The organism is Pseudarthrobacter sp. MEB009, assembly GCF_030208875.1.
GTDB lineage: Bacteria > Actinomycetota > Actinomycetes > Actinomycetales > Micrococcaceae > Arthrobacter.
In genome coordinates, this window is record NZ_JARVTC010000008.1 from 54,141 (window position 1) to 73,113 (window position 18,973).

The 18,973-nt window shown below is 67.4% G+C and carries 20 protein-coding genes; 4 read left to right on the forward strand and 16 right to left on the reverse strand.

Going from position 1 to position 18,973, the window contains the following annotated elements; genetic code table 11:
- Window positions 1–11: 11 nt before the first annotated feature.
- Window positions 12–236, reverse strand: coding sequence for a DUF3046 domain-containing protein (locus QRN07_RS08415; RefSeq protein ID WP_050685705.1), 225 nt, complete (start codon window positions 234–236; stop codon window positions 12–14).
- A 41-nt stretch (window positions 237–277) separates the two neighbouring features.
- Between QRN07_RS08415 and QRN07_RS08420 the strand changes: the two genes are divergently transcribed.
- Window positions 278–811, forward strand: coding sequence for a MarR family winged helix-turn-helix transcriptional regulator (locus QRN07_RS08420; protein ID WP_050685706.1), 534 nt, complete (start codon window positions 278–280; stop codon window positions 809–811).
- Between the two features lie 108 nt (window positions 812–919).
- On the opposite strand, the gene QRN07_RS08425 is transcribed toward QRN07_RS08420, so the two are convergent.
- The 7 genes from QRN07_RS08425 to QRN07_RS08455 all read right to left on the reverse strand — a co-directional run bounded on the left by QRN07_RS08425 (window position 920) and on the right by QRN07_RS08455 (window position 8,899).
- Complete coding sequence (locus QRN07_RS08425) at window positions 920–1,372, reverse strand: helix-turn-helix domain-containing protein (RefSeq protein ID WP_050687702.1); 453 nt, start codon at window positions 1,370–1,372, stop codon at window positions 920–922.
- 201 nt (window positions 1,373–1,573) lie between these two features.
- The gene (locus tag QRN07_RS08430; protein ID WP_285240814.1) at window positions 1,574–2,059 is read right to left on the reverse strand and encodes a CinA family protein; all 486 of its coding nucleotides are present in this window, start codon (window positions 2,057–2,059) and stop codon (window positions 1,574–1,576) included.
- A complete protein-coding gene (gene pgsA, locus QRN07_RS08435) occupies window positions 2,056–2,700 on the reverse strand; it encodes a CDP-diacylglycerol--glycerol-3-phosphate 3-phosphatidyltransferase (protein ID WP_050687698.1) in 645 nt (214 codons plus the stop codon). The genes QRN07_RS08430 and pgsA overlap by 4 nt, the downstream gene beginning before the upstream one ends.
- Before the next feature lie 23 nt (window positions 2,701–2,723).
- Entirely contained in the window at window positions 2,724–5,633 is a 2,910-nt protein-coding gene (locus QRN07_RS08440; protein WP_050687696.1) for an FtsK/SpoIIIE family DNA translocase, read from the reverse strand.
- 120 nt (window positions 5,634–5,753) lie between these two features.
- Window positions 5,754–7,445: a ribonuclease J gene (locus tag QRN07_RS08445; protein ID WP_050687691.1), complete on the reverse strand. Its 1,692-nt coding sequence runs from the start codon at window positions 7,443–7,445 to the stop codon at window positions 5,754–5,756.
- A gap of 40 nt (window positions 7,446–7,485) precedes the next feature.
- Window positions 7,486–8,394 carry a 4-hydroxy-tetrahydrodipicolinate synthase gene (gene dapA / locus QRN07_RS08450; RefSeq protein WP_050687689.1) on the reverse strand — a complete coding sequence of 303 codons (909 nt, stop codon included), beginning with the start codon at window positions 8,392–8,394 and terminating at the stop codon, window positions 7,486–7,488.
- 166 nt (window positions 8,395–8,560) lie between these two features.
- Window positions 8,561–8,899 carry a hypothetical protein gene (locus tag QRN07_RS08455; RefSeq protein WP_050687687.1) on the reverse strand — a complete coding sequence of 113 codons (339 nt, stop codon included), beginning with the start codon at window positions 8,897–8,899 and terminating at the stop codon, window positions 8,561–8,563.
- Between the two features lie 151 nt (window positions 8,900–9,050).
- Here QRN07_RS08455 and QRN07_RS08460 point away from each other — a divergent pair, with 151 nt between their 5' ends.
- Window positions 9,051–10,289 carry a heparan-alpha-glucosaminide N-acetyltransferase domain-containing protein gene (locus tag QRN07_RS08460; protein ID WP_285240815.1) on the forward strand — a complete coding sequence of 413 codons (1,239 nt, stop codon included), beginning with the start codon at window positions 9,051–9,053 and terminating at the stop codon, window positions 10,287–10,289.
- A 134-nt stretch (window positions 10,290–10,423) separates the two neighbouring features.
- Here the strand turns inward: QRN07_RS08460 and QRN07_RS08465 are convergent, their stop codons facing one another.
- The 7 genes from QRN07_RS08465 to QRN07_RS08495 all read right to left on the reverse strand — a co-directional run bounded on the left by QRN07_RS08465 (window position 10,424) and on the right by QRN07_RS08495 (window position 16,123).
- Entirely contained in the window at window positions 10,424–10,903 is a 480-nt protein-coding gene (locus tag QRN07_RS08465; RefSeq protein WP_050687684.1) for a hypothetical protein, read from the reverse strand.
- Between the two features lie 3 nt (window positions 10,904–10,906).
- Complete coding sequence (gene dapB, locus QRN07_RS08470) at window positions 10,907–11,677, reverse strand: 4-hydroxy-tetrahydrodipicolinate reductase (RefSeq protein ID WP_285240816.1); 771 nt, start codon at window positions 11,675–11,677, stop codon at window positions 10,907–10,909.
- Window positions 11,678–11,784: 107 nt separating this feature from the next.
- Entirely contained in the window at window positions 11,785–12,264 is a 480-nt protein-coding gene (locus QRN07_RS08475) for a molybdenum cofactor biosynthesis protein MoaE (RefSeq protein ID WP_056595875.1), read from the reverse strand.
- The gene (locus QRN07_RS08480) at window positions 12,254–12,733 is read right to left on the reverse strand and encodes a MogA/MoaB family molybdenum cofactor biosynthesis protein (protein ID WP_056595872.1); all 480 of its coding nucleotides are present in this window, start codon (window positions 12,731–12,733) and stop codon (window positions 12,254–12,256) included. The genes QRN07_RS08475 and QRN07_RS08480 overlap by 11 nt, the downstream gene beginning before the upstream one ends.
- Window positions 12,734–12,834: 101 nt before the next feature.
- Entirely contained in the window at window positions 12,835–13,329 is a 495-nt protein-coding gene (gene moaC, locus QRN07_RS08485) for a cyclic pyranopterin monophosphate synthase MoaC (RefSeq protein ID WP_285240817.1), read from the reverse strand.
- Window positions 13,317–14,558, reverse strand: a complete 1,242-nt coding sequence (locus QRN07_RS08490; protein ID WP_285240818.1) for a molybdopterin molybdotransferase MoeA — start codon at window positions 14,556–14,558, stop codon at window positions 13,317–13,319. The genes moaC and QRN07_RS08490 overlap by 13 nt, the downstream gene beginning before the upstream one ends.
- A gap of 23 nt (window positions 14,559–14,581) precedes the next feature.
- Window positions 14,582–16,123, reverse strand: coding sequence for a molybdopterin-dependent oxidoreductase (locus tag QRN07_RS08495; protein WP_285240827.1), 1,542 nt, complete (start codon window positions 16,121–16,123; stop codon window positions 14,582–14,584).
- A 298-nt stretch (window positions 16,124–16,421) separates the two neighbouring features.
- Between QRN07_RS08495 and moaA the strand changes: the two genes are divergently transcribed.
- Window positions 16,422–17,549: a GTP 3',8-cyclase MoaA gene (moaA, locus tag QRN07_RS08500; protein ID WP_285240819.1), complete on the forward strand. Its 1,128-nt coding sequence runs from the start codon at window positions 16,422–16,424 to the stop codon at window positions 17,547–17,549.
- A 5-nt stretch (window positions 17,550–17,554) separates the two neighbouring features.
- Entirely contained in the window at window positions 17,555–17,821 is a 267-nt protein-coding gene (locus QRN07_RS08505; RefSeq protein WP_050687673.1) for a MoaD/ThiS family protein, read from the forward strand.
- Between the two features lie 117 nt (window positions 17,822–17,938).
- Here the strand turns inward: QRN07_RS08505 and QRN07_RS08510 are convergent, their stop codons facing one another.
- Window positions 17,939–18,466 (reverse strand): hypothetical protein, encoded by a 528-nt coding sequence (locus QRN07_RS08510; protein WP_285240820.1) that lies wholly within the window; start codon window positions 18,464–18,466, stop codon window positions 17,939–17,941.
- Window positions 18,467–18,973: the final 507 nt, after the last annotated feature.

An 18,973-nucleotide genomic window follows, 5' to 3' on the forward strand; every position in this document is an offset into this window, starting at 1 on the left:
CGCAGCCGGGATCAGTCGGCGGCGGGTTTGATGTCGCGGCCCAGGCGCCGGTCTGCAGGGACGTCCTGCACGTCGCACATGGCCAGCCAGACCTTCCTTGGTTCCACCCCGGCGGCCAGCGCCTGCTGGGCCGTGCGGCCACCCACCCCGGCCAGGACCAGGGTGTTGCCCAGCACGCGGGAATAGCCCGCGCCGAACTCGTCGTCCATGAGTCGCCAGTAGTCGCTGATCCGCATCGGTAAATCCTCTCACGGCCGCGGACCCTAGAATTGTTGCCATGAGCAACTCTCCCGGCGGCCAATCAGTTGACCGCCCCGCAGACATTGATGTGGTTGACGCCGCCCTAAGGAACGTTGAGCACCAGATCAGCGTGTTCTGGCGGCGCGCCCGGGCCATTTCAAACCAGTTGTCCCGCCAGGTCCACCCGGATATGGAGCCTGCCGCCTACGGCCTGCTGACCATCATCCGGCGCGAAGGTCCCATCCGGCTGACGGAGCTGGCCATGAACATCGGCGTGGGCAAGCCGTCCGTCAGCCGGCAGATTGCGTTCCTGGAGAGCATCGGCCTGGTGTCCAAGGAAGCGGATCCATTGGACGGGCGCGCCCAGTCCATCCAGCTGACGCCAAAGGGCGAGGAGAAGATGCACCAGGTCCAGGACGCCCGCCGGCAGGTATTCCAGGAACGCCTGGGCGAATGGCCGGTGGCCGACCTGGAAGAACTGGCCCGCTACATGGCCAAGTTGAACGCAACGTATGAGCGCGACGGTTTCCCGAAGGACGAACCTGCGGAACCGGGCAGCAAGGACGCCTAGCCCTGCTGGATCGGGCCCGCTTGGGCCACCGGCCAGAAAACGCAGCGAAGCCCCCGACCGGACGGTCGGGGGCTTCGCTGCGTTTGCTGAAAAGCGGCTGGAATGCCCTTAGCGGGCGCCGGACAGGAGTCCGGTGGAGAGTTCGTCGTTCAGCTCCGAGCTGAGGTCGCGCTCCAGGTCGCGGCCGTAGCGCTGGGAGAATTCCTGCGGCACGGTGTCCGGCACGGCGACGCCTTCGGCGACTGCCACCCGGTCGCTGACCTCGCGGAGCATGGTGGACAGCGGAACGTCCAGGGCCGAGCAGATCGAGGAGAGGAGCTCGGAGGAAGCTTCCTTCTGGCCGCGCTCCACTTCGCTGAGGTAACCCAGGGAAACGCGGGCGCTGTGCGAAACTTCACGGAGCGTGCGCCCCTGGCGCTGGCGGACATCGCGCAGGACATCACCGATTTCGTGACGAAGTACAACCATCTTGCGCTCCTTCTGTTCGCTCTTAGCCTGATCGGCGAGGCCCACATCCTTCCAGCGGACAACGCCGTTTACGGATACGGGCTGCTTTACCATCTGTATCGCCTTGCTCCCTCTTATGTCAGGTCCGCGGAGATGCGGGCCAACGTGGTGATTTCATCCTAGGCGCCTCCGCTCTTCGGAAGCGACACAATGTAATAACTAATCGCCGGTGGCATTTGTTCCCGGCTACTTTACGTCCGGTAACTATGTGGCGCATCCCACAGGCAGCACTCAAAGGGGTTGCCGGGAATGGTGTTACGCCTGGGCGGCCAGCACAGCCAGCAACCGTTCGAGGGCGGCAGCGCACGCCTGGCCGCGGATTTCCGCCCGGCTCCCGGCGAACGAATAACCAAACGCTTCAGCGCCGGCCGCGGTGGCGACACCGATGTAAACGGTTCCCACGGGTTTGCCGTCGTGCGGTTCCGGGCCTGCCACGCCGGTGGTGGACACGCCGATGCCGGCGCCGAGGACGGTCCGGGCACCTGCCGCCATGGCGGCGGCGACGTCCGCGTCCACGGATCCGGCGCTGGCCAGGAGGCTGCCGGAGACGTGCAGGACCTCTTCCTTCACCGAGTTCCGGTACGCCACCACCCCGCCTTGCAGCATGCCTGATGCGCCGGGGGTGTCGGCCAGGATGGCGGAGACCATCCCCGCGGTCAGGGATTCGGCCGTTGCCACGGTGGTTCCGGCGTCGAGCGCCGCCGCAACCGCCTGCCCGGCCAGCAGGTGCAGGCTGCTCATGGTGCTGCCGGACCGTTGCCGGTTTTGGCCTGCAGTTTGCCTTTGGTCCGGAGGCGCAGTGCTTCAACGACGTATTCGACGCCGGTCCAGACCGTGATGGCCACGGCCGCCAGCATCACGGCCAGCGCCACCCAGGTCAGCCAGCCGGCAATGGCGGCGAGCGGCAGCAGGTACAGGAAGATGGCCAGCGTCTGGACCACCGTTTTCAGCTTCCCGCCGCGGGAGGCTGGGATCACGCCGTAGCGGATCACCACAAAGCGCAGCGCCGTGATCCCCCATTCACGGACCAGGATCACCACGGTGACCCACCAGGGCAGCTCACCAAGGACGGAAAGCATCACCAGCGCGGACCCAATAAGCATCTTGTCGGCGATTGGGTCGGCGATTTTGCCGAAGTCGGTGATGAGGTTCCGGCTCCTGGCGATGTCGCCGTCGAGCTTGTCCGTGTAGATCGCGACGGCGAACACGGCCACTGCCGCCCAGCGCCACGGCCCGGAGGTGCTTTCCAGGCCAGGCGCGTCGGCAAGCAGGAACCAGACAAAGAAGGGCACCAGGGCGATGCGGATCATGGTCAGGATGTTGGGCAGGTTCCAGACCCCGGCACGGCTGGAGCCGGCGGCGGTTGCATCGGTGCTAGTCACCCTCCTAGGCTACCTGCCAGCGCCTAGCGTCCGGTCAGCGACCAGGCGTCCTCGGAGCCTTCGTCGTCATCTCCGTAGCCTCCCGGGGCCGAATCCGAGCCGTCGTAATATTCCACGTTCTGCTTGCGCTGGTCCAGATCCGCGGCCACCAGGTCCTCGGCGTAGCCGCCCTGGGCGACGTTGGCGTTGGCGTTATCGCTCAGCGCCGCAGTCTGGGCGTCGGGTGTGGCCGGTGCTTCCTGGCCCTTCATGGCAGCGAGGACGGGGGCGAGATCGTCAGGCTTGACCAGGACGTCGCGGGCCTTGGAGCCCTCGGAGGGACCCACCACTCCCCTGGACTCCAGCAGGTCCATCAGCCGGCCCGCCTTCGCGAAGCCCACACGCAGTTTCCGCTGGAGCATGGAGGTGGAGCCGAACTGGGTGGTGACCACCAGTTCGGTGGCCTGCAGCAGGACCTCGAGGTCGTCCCCGATGTCGTCGTCGATCTGCTTCTTCTGCGCCTCGGGGGCCACATCGTCGCGGTAGACGGCCTTCAGCTGGCCCTTGACGTGTTCCACCACCTTGTGGATTTCCGATTCGGTGACCCAGGCGCCCTGGACACGCATGGCCTTGGAGGCGCCCATGGGCAGGAACAGCGCGTCACCCTGGCCAATCAGCTTCTCGGCGCCGGGCTGGTCAAGGACCACGCGGGAGTCCGTCACGGAGGACGTGGCGAAGGCCATGCGGGAGGGCACGTTGGCCTTGATCAGGCCGGTGACAACATCCACGGACGGCCGCTGGGTGGCGAGCACCAGGTGGATGCCAGCGGCGCGGGCCAACTGGGTGATGCGGACAATGGAATCCTCAACATCGCGCGGGGCCACCATCATGAGGTCGGCGAGCTCATCCACGATCACCAGCAGGTACGGGTACGGCCGGATGACCCGCTTGGAATCGACGGGCGGCTGGACTTTGCCGGCGCGGACGGCCTTGTTGAAGTCGTCGATGTGCTTGAAACCGTAGTTGGCCAAGTCATCGTAGCGGGCATCCATTTCCCGGACCACCCACTGCAGCGCCTCGGCGGCCTTTTTGGGGTTGGTGATGATGGGGGTGATCAGGTGCGGGACACCTTCATAGGCGGTGAGCTCCACACGCTTGGGGTCCACCATAACCATCCGCACCTCGTCCGGGGTGGCCCGCATGAGGATTGAGGTGATCATCGAGTTCACAAATGAGGACTTACCGGCACCGGTGGCACCGGCCACCAGCAGGTGGGGCATTTTGGCGAGGTTGGCCACCACGTAGCCGCCCTCAACGTCCTTGCCCACACCCATCACCATGGGGTGGTCGGTGCGGCGGGCGTTCTGGCTGCGGAGCACGTCACCGAGCGAGACCGTCTCGCGGTCCGTGTTGGGGATTTCGATCCCGATGGCGGACTTTCCCGGGATGGGGCTCAGGATGCGCACATCGCTGGAGGCAACGGCGTAGGAGATGTTTTTAGACAGGGCCGTAACCCGCTCCACCTTGGTGCCCGGCGAAAGTTCAATCTCGTACCGGGTCACGGTTGGGCCGCGGCTGAACCCGGTGACCTGGGCCTCGACATTAAACTGGGTCAGGGTTTCCGTGAGGGAGGCAACAATGGCGTCGTTGGCTTCGGTGCGTTCCTTGGGGATGGACCCGGGGGTCAGGACGTCCGACGACGGCAGGGTGTAGGTAACGTCGCCGGCCAGGGACAGCTGCTCGGTGCGCTGCGGGATGGGGGTGGGCGGCGGCGCGGGCGTGACCGGCTTGGCCGGAACGTGCGGGGCTGCGGCGGGCGCCGCGGAGGCTGCCAGGCCGGCTGCGGCCATGCCGGGCGTGATCAGCGGGATGGACTCCGTGGCGTTCCCGGCCGGCGCGGCGGCGCTGCCCAGGCCCTGGGCCGCCTTGATCTTCTCGACGGCGATTTCCGCCTGGGTGGGACGGCGGACGCCCGGGGCCGGGCGGCCCTTCTTCGGTGCTTCAGCGTCGTCATCGATCACTGCATGCTCGAAGGCCTCGTCCCCGACGTAGCCCTCCAAACCTGTATCGCCGTCGTCGTCCCTGCCGAAGAGGCGGCGCTTCTTCTTTTTGGGTGCCGCCGGTGCCGGGCGCTCCAGGTAGCTGCGGTCGTGGGTGTCGCTGTCCCCGTCCTGTTCCATCAGGTCGATGCCCATCAGGTGCTCGTAGCCGCCGCGGAGCCGCCGCGGGATCGCGCCGAAGGGGGTGGCGGTGATGATGAGCAGCGACACGAAGGCCACCACGCCATAGGCCACCAGGGGCACGGCGGGGTGGATGGCAGCCAGGGGGGTCGCGGCCAGGAAGCCGAGCATGCCGCCGGCCTGCCGGAGTCCGTCGAAGCCCTGCGCCACGGTGGGCTGGCCGCCGATGACGTGGGCCAGGCCGCTGCCGGCGAAGGTCATGATCAGGAAGCCGATGCCCACCCGGTTGTTGCCGCGCCCGTCGGACGGACTACGGAACAGCCGGAACGCGCACACAAAGAGCATCAGCGGCAGCAGCAGTGACATCCAGCCGAAGGTGCCGTTGACAACGGCGTAGACGGCGTCGGGGAACCAGCCGGTGAGGCCCCACCAGGCGAAGGTGGCGATGAAGACGCCAAGGGCCAGGTTGAACAGGGCTGCGCCGTCGCGGCGTTCCTCCGCGGGGAGGTCGCTGACGTCGTGGCCGATCCGGCGTACCCCGCCGCCCACCAGGTGCCCGATGCCCAGCCAGGCACCACCCACCACCCGCAGCAGCCAGGGCTGGTGGTGCTCGACGACGGGCAGCTGGCGGGTGCGCTGGGAACCAGCGGAGCCGGCAGCCCGGCCGGTCCGGGCGGCAGCCGCGCCGGAACCGCGGCCCGTGGAGCCGCCGGATTTGTTGCCGGAGCTGCCCTTGCCGGTCCCGTTGGGCGCGGAAGTAGTACGTGTGGCCATGGTAGCCACGGTACCCGAACCGGGCCGGTATTCCGCGGATTTCGGGCCCTTCAGGGTGCGGTTCCACGCAGGAAGGCCCGGTTCCGAAGAACCGGGCCTTCCTGGCGGGGGTAAGGCGCCCTACGCTTCGAGCACCACGGGGATGATCATCGGCTTGCGGCGGAGCTTGCGGTTGACCCACGTGCCCACCACCCGGCGGACCACCTGCTGCAGCTGGTGGCTGGTGTGGTCGGTGCGGTTCAGCACTGCCTCTTCCAGGGCGGCGTTGATCTTGGGAATGATCTCATCGAAGACGGAATCATCTTCGGCCACGCCGCGGGCGTGGATTTCGGGGCCGGAGACCACCTTGCCGGTGGTCCGGTTGATCACGGTGATGATGGAAATGAATCCTTCGTCGCCCAAGGTCTGGCGATCCTTGAGGTCCGCTTCCGTGACTTCACCCACGCTGGAACCGTCGACGTAGACAAAACCGACCTCGACCTGGCCCACCACGTCTGCGCGGTGGTCCTTGAGGTCGATGACGGTGCCGTTGTCGGCGAGGATCACGCTGGCCTCGGGAACGCCGGATTCGATGGCGATCTTGCCATTGGCCATCAGATGGCGGGTTTCGCCGTGGACCGGCATGGCGTTCAGCGGCTCGAGGATGTTGTAGCAGTACAGCAGTTCGCCCGCGGCGGCGTGGCCGGAGACGTGGACCTTCGCATTGCCCTTGTGGATCACGTCGGCGCCGAGCTTCAGCAGGCCGTTGATGATCCGGAAGACGGCGTTTTCGTTGCCGGGGATGAGGCTGGAGGCCAGGATGACGGTGTCGCCGTCACCCACCACCACCCTGTGGTCACCGTTGGCCATGCGGGACAGCGCCGCCATGGGCTCGCCCTGCGAGCCGGTGGACATCAGGACCACGCGGTTGTCCGGCAGGTTATCGATGTTCTTGATGTCCACAATCAGGCCTGAAGGGACGTCAAGGTAGCCAAGCTTCTCCGCGATGGCCATGTTGCGCACCATGGAGCGGCCCACAAAGGCCACCTTCCGGTTGTGCTTGGCCGCGGCGTCAAGGACCTGCTGGACGCGGTGCACGTGCGAGGAGAACGAGGCGACGATGATCCGCTTGCTGGCCTGGCCGAACAGCCGTTCCAGCGTGGGGCCGATTTCCTTTTCCGCGGTGGTGAAGCCGGGGACGTCGGCGTTGGTGGAGTCCGACATAAACAGGTCAACGCCCTCTTCGCCGAGCTTGGCAAAGTGCCGGAGGTCGGTGATGCGGCCGTCCAGGGGCAGCTGGTCCATCTTGAAGTCGCCCGTGTGCAGGACCGTGCCGCCTGCGGTGCGGATGAAGACGGCCAAGGCGTCCGGGATTGAGTGGTTGACGGCAACGAATTCGCATTCGAAAGGACCGAACTTCTCCACTTGCCCTTCCTCGACGGTCAGGGTGTAGGGCCGGATGCGGTGTTCCTGCAGCTTGGCCTCGATGAGGGCAAGCGTGAGCTGCGAGCCCACCAGCGGGATGTCGGCGCGCAGCCGGAGCAGGTACGGAACGGCGCCGATGTGGTCTTCGTGGCCGTGCGTGAGGACCACGGCGACGATGTCGTCGAGGCGGTCCTCGATGTAGGAGAAATCGGGCAGGATCAGGTCCACGCCGGGCTGGGTTTCCTCAGGGAAGAGGACACCGCAGTCCACGATCAGCAGCTTGCCGTCGATTTCGAACACGGCCATGTTCCGGCCGATCTCCCCGAGTCCGCCCAGGGGGACGATCCGCAGCGTGCCCTGGGGCAGGCGGGGAGGAGTAACGAGGCCGGTGAGGGCGACTTGGGTCATAGTGCACTTCTTTCCAGGCGGAAGGTGCGGGTCAGCGTTTTCAGGAGAAGACCAGCCCCGCTTCCGCCAAATCCCCGCGGATGGTTTCGATCTCGGCTTCGTCCGGCTCCACGAGGGGCAAACGGACAATCGAGTTGGGCAGGACTCCCTGCCATTTAAGAATCTGTTTGGCTGCGACGGCGCCCTGGACCCGGGTCATGGTGGCGCGGACCACGGGCAGCAGTTCGGCGTTGATCTTCCGGGCGGTGCCGAGGTCGTTGGCGTTGACGGCGTTGATGAGTTCGCGGAACCGGCGGGTGGCCACGTGCGTGGTGACACCGACGAGGCCGACCGCGCCGAGGGCCATCCAGGGCAGCGTCAGTCCGTCGTCGCCCGAGTAGAACGCGAGGTCGGTTTCGGCCATCACGCGTGCGGCGGCGACGAAGTCGGCCTTGGCGTCCTTGACGGCGACGATGTTGTGGTGCTGCGCCAGGCGGATCATGGTGTCCGGTTCGATGGCGATGGAGGAGCGGCCGGGAATGTCGTAGAGCATCACGGGAACGTCGACGGCGTTGGCGACGGCCTCGAAGTGCGCCCTGATGCCGGCCTGGCTGGGCTTGTTGTAGTAAGGGGTCACCAGGAGCAGGCCGTCGACGCCGAGGGCTGCGGCTTCCTGGGAGAGGTGGACCGAGTGTGCCGTGTCGTTGGTGCCGGTACCGGCGATGATGGCGGCCCGGTCCCCCACAGCTTCCTTGACGGCACGGAACATGCCGAGGTTTTCCGCATCCGTGAGGGTGGAGGTTTCGCCGGTGGTTCCGGTGACCACCAGGCCGTCGCAGCCGTCATCCACAAGCTTGGTGGCGAGCGCCTTTGCCTGCTCGTAGTCCACTGCGCCGTCCTTGGTGAACGGAGTAACCATGGCAGTCAGGAGTGAACCAAGGGCAGGGGTGTGCGCGGAAAAGTCAGACATGGAAAAAACGTTACCCTGTCCCATGCTGGTTAGGACAATGCCACGGGCGTGATGAACGTCAAACAACCGGCTTCATAAGTCATGATGGGGCTTCCGAAGCCGCTTTGCGGTGCTGGCGGGTGGCCGCCTGCCCCGGGAAGCCGCTCTGCGGACGGGCGTGGGAGGCTCAGGCCGGCCGTTGCTCCGGCGCGTGGCAGTATCTTCCAACGGCTGCCTGCCGAAGGTTTTCGGCCCAGTCGGCCAGCCGCTGGGCGGCCCTGACGTAATTGAAGAGCTCCAGCGGAGTGAGGGCGTCAAGGTCCGTCTCGGCCAGCCGGCGCGCGAGCTCAGCACCCTCCGGCTGTGCCGTGAGGCTGATGCCCTCGTTGGCCCATTGGACGTCCTCGGCCGGCCTGCCGGCTACGAGCTGCCGGAAAAGGTAGTCGACGGTGCCCGGACTCATGGCTTTCATAAGCCCCGTACTGCCGGTTTCGGGGGCAGGGACCCGGTGTGGTGGAGTGTGCATGCGGGTCAGTCTATTCGAACATATATTCGAATTCAAGGGTGCGCACCCGGGATGGAATGGGCCGCTGGATAATCCGCCCGGGACCTGGGCCTTGTGGCTTCAGCGCTGCGGGGCCGCAGCCCTTCATGGCCCGGTATGAGACGATCTGGTCATGACTTCCAGCCGTCAGGCCCGATCGACCGGGAAGACCGGAAAGCCCGCCGGCCGGCCAGCGACAGGGCGGCTTTACGGCATCGACGCTGCCCGGGGCCTGGCCCTGCTGGGCATGATGGCCACCCACCTGCTGGCCACGTTTGAACAGAACGCCAACCTGACCCCCACCTGGATTGGCCTGGCCTTTTCCGGCCGGGCAGCAGCCCTGTTTGCTGTCCTTGCCGGTGTGGGCCTCGCCCTGTCCACCGGAAAGCACCAGCCCCTGGCCGGGTCGCCGCTGTGGGCAGCCCGGCGGGGTGTGGCACTGCGCGCCCTGGTGATAGCCGCCGTCGGGCTCACCTTGGGCGGGCTGGAAGTGAACCTGGCCATCATCCTGGTCCATTACGCGTTGCTGTTCCTGTGCGTCCTGCCCTTCATGGGGTTGGGATTAAGGCCCTTGTGCGCCTGGGCGGCAGGCTGGCTCCTCGCCTCACCGGTCCTGGCGTACCTGCTTCGGCCCTGGCTGCTGGCGGGTACTCCCCCGCTGAAACTGGGACACAACCCTTCCTGGGAGGATCTGGGGACCCCGGCGCGGCTGCTCGCTGACCTGTTTTTCACGGGTTACTACCCCGTCTTCCAATGGTTGTCGTACCTGTTGGTAGGCTTGGTGATCGGCCGGCTGGCGCTCAGCAAGGCCCAGGTTCCCGTCCTGCTGCTGGTGGGCGGAACCGTCACCGCGGTCCTGGCGAAAACCCTTGGAGTTACGGCCATGGAGAACTGGGGCGGCAGGGCAGCACTGGAGGACCTGCTGAACGCGCCCGGCTACCCGCTGAAGAGCATCCTGCAGGTCAACCTCACGGGGATACCCCAGGAGGGGTCCTGGTGGTGGCTGGCATCGGCAGCACCGCATTCAGGGACCACCCTGGACCTGTTGCACACGTCCGCCGTGGCCGCGGCTGTGATCGGTGCTTGCCTGCTGCTGGGCAGGCTGGCCGAATGGGTGGACCTTGACCTGCTGCTGCCGTTGCGCGGCGCCGGCGCCATGACGCTGACGCTCTATACCCTCCACGTATGGGTGGTCTCCGCCCTCTACCTCAAGCCGCTCCCTGCCGGGTGGACGGAGGAGGGCATGTACTTCGCGCAGGCGGGCGCTGCCGTTGCCGTGGGCGTGCTGTTCGCGCTCCTTAAATGGCGGGGCCCACTGGAGCTGCTGGGCCACGCGGCGAACCGGGCCGGCCGGGGCAGCCAGGCCGGCTGACCCAGGCCGGCTGCCATGCCCGAACGCACCCCTGGGAATTCCCGGGACGAACTCCCGGGCAACCGGCCGCACCGCACCGGCTAAGCGTGTGGCACCCCTCAGTGCGCCGCACCGGGTCAGCGCACACCACCCTGTCAGGCGGGGACTTTGCCCTGGAACAGCTTGACGGCATCACGCATCGAGGCGCGGGCACGTTTCCGGTCGCCCGCGGCGTCATAGGCGCAGCTGAGCCTGAACCAGGAACGCCAGTCACCGGGGGCAGCCTCGGCTTCGGCTTTGTATTTTTCGAATTCGGCATCAGCGGCGGACCTGATGATCCGGCCCGCAGGCGTGCGGGGCAGATCGTCCACGGGCAGGCCACCCTCGGCGGCGAGGACATTGGCCATCTGCTCGGTGCGGGCACCAAACATCAGCTCACGGATCATGGCCCAGGCGCCAATGATGGGGAGCACCAAGTAGGCGGCACCGATCGCCTTGGCCGCCAGGTTGTTGTCCGCCAGCAGCAGGATGGAGCGCTGGAACGACACCACAAGGTAGAACACCAGCAGCAGCGTAACCGCGCCAACCCAGATTTTGGTGCGGTTCTTTCGGAATCCCGCAAAAAACGCCTTCACTGCCTACAGCCCCAGATCCAGGTAGCCGTCCAGGCCCACAGTCAGGCCGGGGTGGTCCGCAACGCTGCGGACACCCAGCAGGACGCCGGGCATAAAGGACGCCCGGTCGAAGGAGTCGTGCCGGAGGGTGAACTGCTCACCGGGTCCGCCCAGCAAGACTTCCTGGTGCGCCACCAGGCCGCGGAGGCGGACGCTGTGCACGCGGACCCCGTCGACGTCGCAGCCGCGGGCGCCGGCAAGTTCGCTGGTGGTGGCGTCGGGGCTGGCCGGCACCTTCGCGGCACTGCGCTCGGCCGCGATCAGCTGGGCGGTGCGCACGGCGGTACCGGACGGGGCATCCACCTTGTCCGGGTGGTGCAGCTCGATGATCTCCACCGATTCAAAGTAACGGGAAGCCTTGGCGGCGAACGCGGACGCAAGCACAGAGCCCAGGGCAAAGTTGGGCGCAATCAGCACCCCGGTTTCCGGATGCTCCGCCAGCAGGGCCTCCAGGGCGGAGAGCCGGTGGGCATCCCAGCCCGTGGTGCCCACCACAGCGTGCATGTTGTGCTCCACGGCGAAGCGGACGTTCTCCTCGGTGCTTTCGGGAACCGTCAGGTCCACCACATACTGCGCGCCGGCGGCGGCAACCCGGTCCAGGGAATCGCCGCGGCCCAGTGCCGCGACAAGCTCCATGTCCGCTGCTGCGTTGATGGCTTTTACAGCTTCGGCGCCCATACGGCCATTGGCGCCCAGCACGGCCACCAGCTTGGGATCGAGGTGTTTTTGGGTCATGGGTTAACCCTACCGGTGGGCCCGGCGCGCGCTGGAACCGGGCGGTGTGCGTTACCTCGCAGGAACAGCAGTGAGCGGCGGTCCGGGAAGCCTCTCCGTGGCGCCGGTCAGCTGCCGGCGCCCACCCATTCCACGGTGCCGTCGGAGAAGAACTGTTCCTTCCAGATGGGCACCTGGTCCTTAATCCGGTCCACCAGTTCCGAGCAGACCGCGAAAGCCTGGCCGCGGTGGGCGGCGGAGACGGCGCAGACCAGGGCGGGGTCGCCGATTTCCAGCGTACCGATCCGGTGCGCGGCCCAGATCCTGACCGGTTGGGCGGGCGCGCCGGTTTCCGCTCCCCCAGCGGCGGCCGACTGCTCCGCCACAAGGCGGGCAACGACGTCGGCCATCACCTGGTGCGCGGTGGGGTGCGCGCTGTAGCTGAGCCGGTCCACGGGCTTGCCGCCGTCGTGGTTGCGGACCACGCCGGAGAAGCTGACCACGGCGCCGGCGGTGTCGCTTTCCACGGCCGCGATGGCGTGGTCCACGGAAATGGGGTCGGCGCTCAGGACCGCGGAGACCACCTCGAAGGTTGATTCAGTGGCCATGTCCGCCGTCCAGTTGGTCGCAGAGGTGACCCAGCACGGGATCCAGGACGTGCAGGCCGTCCATGACCCCCTTGGGCGAGCCCGGCAGGTTGACGATGAAGGTGCTGCCGGACGCACCTGCGTGCCCGCGGCTGAGCGCTGCAAGCGGGGTCTTTTCCGTTCCGGCGCGCCGGATGGCCTCCATAATGCCCGGGATTTCCCGGTCCAGGAGGGGCAGGGTGACGTCAGGGGTGCGGTCGTCCGGGCTGAGGCCCGTGCCGCCGCTGGTAATCACGACGGCGGGGTGCTGGGTCAGCAGGGCGCGGATGGCTGCGCCCACGGGCTCGCCGTCGGGAACCACCATGGCGGGAAACACCTCAAAGCCGTGTTCGGTCAGCCAGTCGGTGATCACGGGGCCGGTTTCGTCGGTGTAGATTCCGGCGGCGGCCCGCGTGGAGGCGATCACCACACCGGCTTTGCGGCCCTGCACCTCACCGTGGGTGTGCGGTTCCGCCGGAACGGCAGGGCGCGCGGTATCCCCGCCAGGGACCCTGGTGGTATCCGTACTGTTCACTTCATGGGGCGTTATGCTCACAGGGTCCAGTCTCCGCTCTTGCCGCCGCTTTTCGCGAGGACCTTGATGTCCGTCAGGACCGCGTGTTTGTCCACGGCCTTGATCATGTCGTACACGCTGAGGGCCGCGACACTCACCGCGGTGAGCGCTTCCATCTCCACCCCGGTGACGCCGCGGGTCTTAACGGTGGCGTTCACGGTGACGGCCGCTACTTCCAGTTCAAAGTCAACGCTAACCTTCGCCAGCGGCAAGGGGTGGCACAAAGGGATGAGCTCGGGGGTCTTTTTGGCGGCCATAATGCCGGCCACCCGGGCGACGGCGAGCGCATCGCCCTTGGGCAGTCCGCCGGAGCCGAGCAGGCCCATTACTTCGGCGGTGGTCTGCACGGTGGCTGTGGCGGTGGCCTCGCGGGTGGTCTCGGCCTTGGCTGAGACATCCACCATCTGGGCGCTGCCATCGGTACGCAGGTGCGTCAGGGCGGCGGGGGTCGGTTCAGGATTCACAGCATCCATACTTCCACCTCTTCCCCTGCGCCGAGCGCGGAGACGCCCTCCGGGACATGCACCAGGACGTTGGAGCCTGCCAGGGCGTGCAGGAGGTGTGAGCTTTCGCCACCCTCCAGCCGGACCGTGCCGTCCGGGGCGAGGCTGCCGCGGCGGACCTGGTGCTTGTTTGCCGGCGAGGACAGGCTGTGGCCCAGCCTGGCGCGCAGGGGCAACCGGACAGCCGGTGAGCCGAACAGGGCCGAGAGTGCCGGGCGCAGGAACATCTCAAAGGACACCAGGGCACTGACCGGGTTTCCGGGGAAGCCCAGCAACGGGATGCCGTCGAAGGTGCCGATGCCCTGGGGCCCGCCCGGTTGCATGGCCACATGCAGGAACTCCACGGGTTCGTCCGCCATGGCCTGCCGCACCACCTCGTAGGCACCCTTGCTGACACCGCCGGTGGTGACGATCAGGTCCGCTGCGGCGCCTTCGGTGCGCAGCAGTTCCCGGAAGTGTTCCGGGTTGTCCGTGGCGATGCCGGCACGCAGCACCCGCAGGCCCGCCTGCGTCATGGCGGCTTCAAGGAGGGTGCCGTTGGCGTCGTAGATCCGCCCTGGCGCCAGGGGTTTGCCCGGTTCCACTACCTCGTCGCCGGTGGTCACCAGGAGCACAGTGATTTTGCTGTGCACGGTGGCCTCCGGGAGGCCCAGGGCTGCCAGGAGCCCCAACTGCGCGGGGCCAAGGAAGGTCCCCGCCGCCAGTACCTGCTGACCGGCGGTCACGTCGCTGCCCGTGGCCCGGACAAAGGTCCCCGGCGCCACGGCCGGCAGCTGGACGGTCCCCTTCCCACCCGGCGCCAGGAAACGGTCCGGAACGGCGCGTTCGATCTGTACCACGGCGTCGGCACCTGCCGGGATCGGAGCGCCGGTCATGATGGGTGCCGCCGTTCCCGGTGCCAGCGGCTGCGGACTTTGCCCCGCTGGAACGGGAGCGGCTATGCGGAGCTCAGCGCCGCCGTCGGACACGTCAGCCGACCGCACCGCGTATCCGTCCATCTGCGAATTGGCGAAGGGCGGCAGGCTGACGGGGGCGATCACCCCGTCAACCAGGGCACGGCCCAGGGCCTGCACCAGCGGAAGGACTTCCGTCCGTCCGTCGGAGCTGAGTGCAGTCAACAGTTGCCGCACTGCAGCCGTGTGCGCGGCGACGGAGCGTGCGCCGTGGTGGGAATGGCCGGCGGAGTGCTGGCTGGTCATGGGTGCGCCTTCGGTTGCGGCCATCAGGATTTCACGTCAACTCTAACCGTGTGGAAACCCGTGGCTCCGTCCGGCGCGACGGGCCTGCCTGCCTCGTCCTGCGCCTTGCCGTTGAGATCCGTGGCCCGGACCTGGAGTTCGTACTGGCCGGGCGTGAGGTCCACCCCGAGCTGCCACTGGTACCAGGTGTCCACGGAGATCCCGGGGGCCAGGCCGGCTTCCTGCCACGGCCCGCGGTTGATCCGTACTTCCACTTTGCCGATGCCGGCGTGCTGGGCCCAGGCCACCCCGCCCACCATGACTGTGCCTGCAGCGACGGACGCGTTGCTGCGGGGGACATCGATCCGGGAGGAGATCTTGATGGGTCCGCGTTCGGACCAGCCGCGGGGCGTCCAGTAGCCCTCGTCATCGGCGAAGCGCGTCAGCTTCAGTTCCGTCACCCATTTGGTCGCGGAGACGTAGCCGTAGAGGCCCGGGACGATCATCCTGACGGGAAAGCCGTGTTCCACGGGCAGCGGCTCGCCGTTCATACCCACCGCGAGCAAGGCATCCCGGTTGTCGGTGAGGGCTTCGAGGGGTGTGCCGGCGGTCCAGCCATCAGCGCTGCGGGAGAGCACCATGTCAGCACCGGCCTGCGGCCCGGCCAGGGTGAGGAGTTCCCGGATGGGCCAGCCCAGCCAGCGGGCGTTGCCGATCAGGTCGCCACCTACGTTGTTGGACACGCAGGCGATGGTGACGTGGCGTTCGGTCAGGGGCTTGGCCATCAGGTCCGCGAAGCTGAGCTCCACGTTGCGGTCCACCAATCCGGTGACCTTCAGCGTCCACGTATCGGGGTTGATGGTGGGTACGGCGAGTGCGGTGTCAATGCGGTAGAAATCATCGTTGGGCGTAACGAGCGGCTGCATGCCGGCCAGGCCTGTCTCCGCTCCTGCGGGGATGGCCGGTGCCGGGGCCGCGGGTGACGGGAGGCTGATGCGGGCCCTGGCTTCGCGGACCCCGTCCGCGGCGTTCCGCCAGATCCCCGCCAGCGTCCCGCCCACGGCGGTGGCCACGGCGCCGCCACCGAGCACCTGCAGGAAGCGGCGGCGGTTGGCGGCAACAGTGCCGGACGTAGTTCCCGGTTCTTTTGGCCCTAGCCAGGCCTGGAGCCTGCGGATGAGGAAGCTCAGCAGGAAACCGGCAACCACCGCGGTGACCACGGGCATGGCCAGGGCGACGGGCGTCAGCTGCGCACGGGTGAGGACGGCAGCGACGCCGGCGAAGCCGAAGATCCCTGCGACCGCCACGCCGGCGTACCGGCGGCGGTCCTCCACCACACCGGCAACGGCGGCCAGCAACGCAATGACCAGGGCCATGCCCACCAGGAGTGCCGCTTTGTCTGCTGTGCCGAACAGCGAAATCGCCCATTCCTTCACGCCGGGCGGAACTGCGTCGATCACCGAGCCGCCGACAGCGGTCAGGGGTGACAGGGATGGGCTCACCAGCCCGGCGAGCGTCTCCCCCACAACAACTGCCGCTCCCACGGCCACCACTCCGGCGGCTGCGGCGTAGCGGGAACGGGACACCGGGACGGTTGGGGGTGCGGCCGCCTGGGTGGACTCCTGCGCCTGTTCCCGGCCATTTTCCCGGGCCGTATGCGGCCCGCTTTCCTGCCCCGCGCCCGGGCCCGACGGCGAAGAACTGCCACCTGCCCGCCCACCGCCAGCGCCGCCGTCGTGCGTTGCCTGATCGTTCCGGGAGATATCCACAAACCCAGCATAGGGCGGTAATTTGCCCCCGGCGGCGGCATCCGGGGATTCACTGGAAACGGTCAGGTCCGTCATCTGGTATGGCGTCCTTGCCGGGGTGGCGTAGCCTGAAATCATGAGTGTCCAGCTAGGCATGCCGCAGCCCCGGGAGGGGACAGACCAGGAGGGCCCCGGCGTGCCCCCGGCCCGGCCGTCAGACGCCCCGGCGGGACTCGCTGACCGTTACGGCCGTCGCGCCACCGACATGCGGCTGTCCCTGACGGACAAGTGCAACCTTCGCTGCACCTATTGCATGCCGGCCGAAGGGCTGGAGTGGCTGGCCAAGCAGGCAGTGATGTCGGCGGACGAAATCATCCGGATTGTCAGGATCGGCGTGGACCACCTTGGCGTCCGCGAACTGCGGCTGACCGGCGGCGAACCGCTGGTGCGCCACGACCTCGTGGACATCATCTCGGCGCTGCGGCGCAACCACCCGGACCTTCCCATTTCCATGACCACCAACGGTGTTGGGCTGGCCAAAAAAGCTGCGCCGCTCAAGGCTGCAGGCCTGACCCGGATCAACGTGTCGCTGGATACTTTGCATGAGGAAACTTTTACGCAGCTGACCCGCCGGCCGTTCCTGGACCAGGTGCTGGCGGGCGTGGACGCGGCGTGGGCTGCGGGTCTGGGACCCGTCAAGATCAACGCGGTGCTGATGCGCGGCATCAACGACGCCGCATCCCCCTCGCTCCTCGCCTGGGCGGTGGAGCGAGGGTACGAGCTGCGGTTCATCGAACAGATGCCGCTGGACGCCGACCACGGCTGGACCCGGCGCAACATGATCACAGCGGCGGAGATCCGCGAACTGCTCTCCAAGGACTTTGTCCTCAGCCCGGACGGCCGCGCACGTGACGGCGCACCGGCGGAACGCTTTGAAGTACGACGCCGGGAGGCCGGGACCGCGGATCAGTCCGGACCGGTGGTGGGCACCGTGGGAATTATCGCCTCCGTCACGGAGCCGTTCTGTTCCGATTGCCGTCGGACCCGGATCACCGCCGAAGGCAAGATCATGAGCTGCCTGTTCTCGCGCGAGGAATTCGACCTGCTGGGCCTGCTGCGCTCCGGGGCTGACGATGATGCCCTGGCCCGGCGCTGGCAGGATGCCATGTGGATCAAACCCAAAGCCCACGGCATGGACCACGTGGGACTCGACGCTCCGGACTTTGTCCAACCGGATCGCAGCATGAGCGCCATCGGGGGCTGACAGCAATGAACGTACGATACTTCGCTGCCGCGCGCGCTGCCGCAGGCCTGGAGGAAGAGTCCTTCACCTTGCCCGCCGGCGCGTCCGTTGCCGACCTCCTGGCGGCAATCGAAGCCGTGGAACGGAGTGCGCCGCCCGCAGGCACTCCCCCGCTGCCACGCATCCTGGCCCGCTCCAGCTTCCTGTTGAACGAGGTGGCAGTCCGGGACCGGTCCACGGTTGTCGGCGCCGACGACACCGTTGACGTGCTGCCGCCGTTTGCCGGCGGATAGGGCGCTTCGTCCTTTTGTGCGTTACCGGTTGAGGTGGCAATGGTTGGTCGAGTCCGGGCTGCACACTTTGCCGGAAGCTTTGCTGGTCCTGTGGTGCGTGATGTTTGGGTATGTGTTTCAGGAGAGCCGGGGCGCTGTGCCCATGGCCAGTGCCAGCAGTGACGCGCGGCTGTGGACGGCGCCTGTCTGGGAGATCTGCTTGATCTGGTCCCGGACCGTATAGGGGCTGACCGCCTGGGCTGCCGCGATGGCAGCAGTCCTGGCCCCCGCGGCGGCCAGGTCGAGCAGTTCCCCTTGTGGCCGGGTCAGGCCGAAGCACCGGGCAAACATGTCCAGCCTCGCCGCCGGCGAACAGCCATGGATTGTGACTGCGAGTGGCGACGTGCTGCCGGCGGAGAGCGCAGCCATCCTGGTTGCCCGCAGCCACCTGCCGGAGCCGATGCAGACCCGGGCTTCCGGTGCCTGCCTATCCCCGCCCGCCCCGCACGCGAGCAGTTGTGCCGCCACGTTCAGCACTTCGCCGGGCACGCCCTGGTGTGGCGGGGGTCCGGGCTGCAGCATTGTCAGCCGTGCCTTGGCTGAAGGGCTGTACCCGACGACTGCCAATCCTTGGCTTAGGGTCAGGATGGCTTGGTCAGGGAGCACGGGATTCCGGTCCCGTTCCGGGATTGTGCCAGGGTCCGTCCCGCAGACCGCTTGGGACTGGCGCCGGCTTCGGGCGGGGCCTTGATGTCCTGGCTATTTCGGGGCCCAGCCGGAAGGTCACACCCCCTGTTTATGCTGCCTTTATGGACGGTGAAGAGGCTCCAGGCACGGACGGCAGTGGACTCCGTTCCGGCTGCTGTTTGCGGGGCCGCTCCGTCCGGTTTCGGGTCGGATCCGGTTGTCGTACCCCCTTCCTACGCTGGGTTTATGGACGGCAACGAAGCTCCAGAGACGGACGGCAGGGACTCTGTTCCGCCTGCTCCTGGGGCTGCCGCGCCGTCCGGTTCCGAGTCCGATCCGATTGTCGTACCCCCTGCCTATGCTGGGGTTATGGACGGCAACGAAGCTCCAGGCACGGACGGCAGGGACGATGTTCCGGGTGCTCCTGGGGTTGATGTTGGCGCTGGTGACAGGCTTGATTCGCGGGCCGTTCCTGCCTCCGGCCAA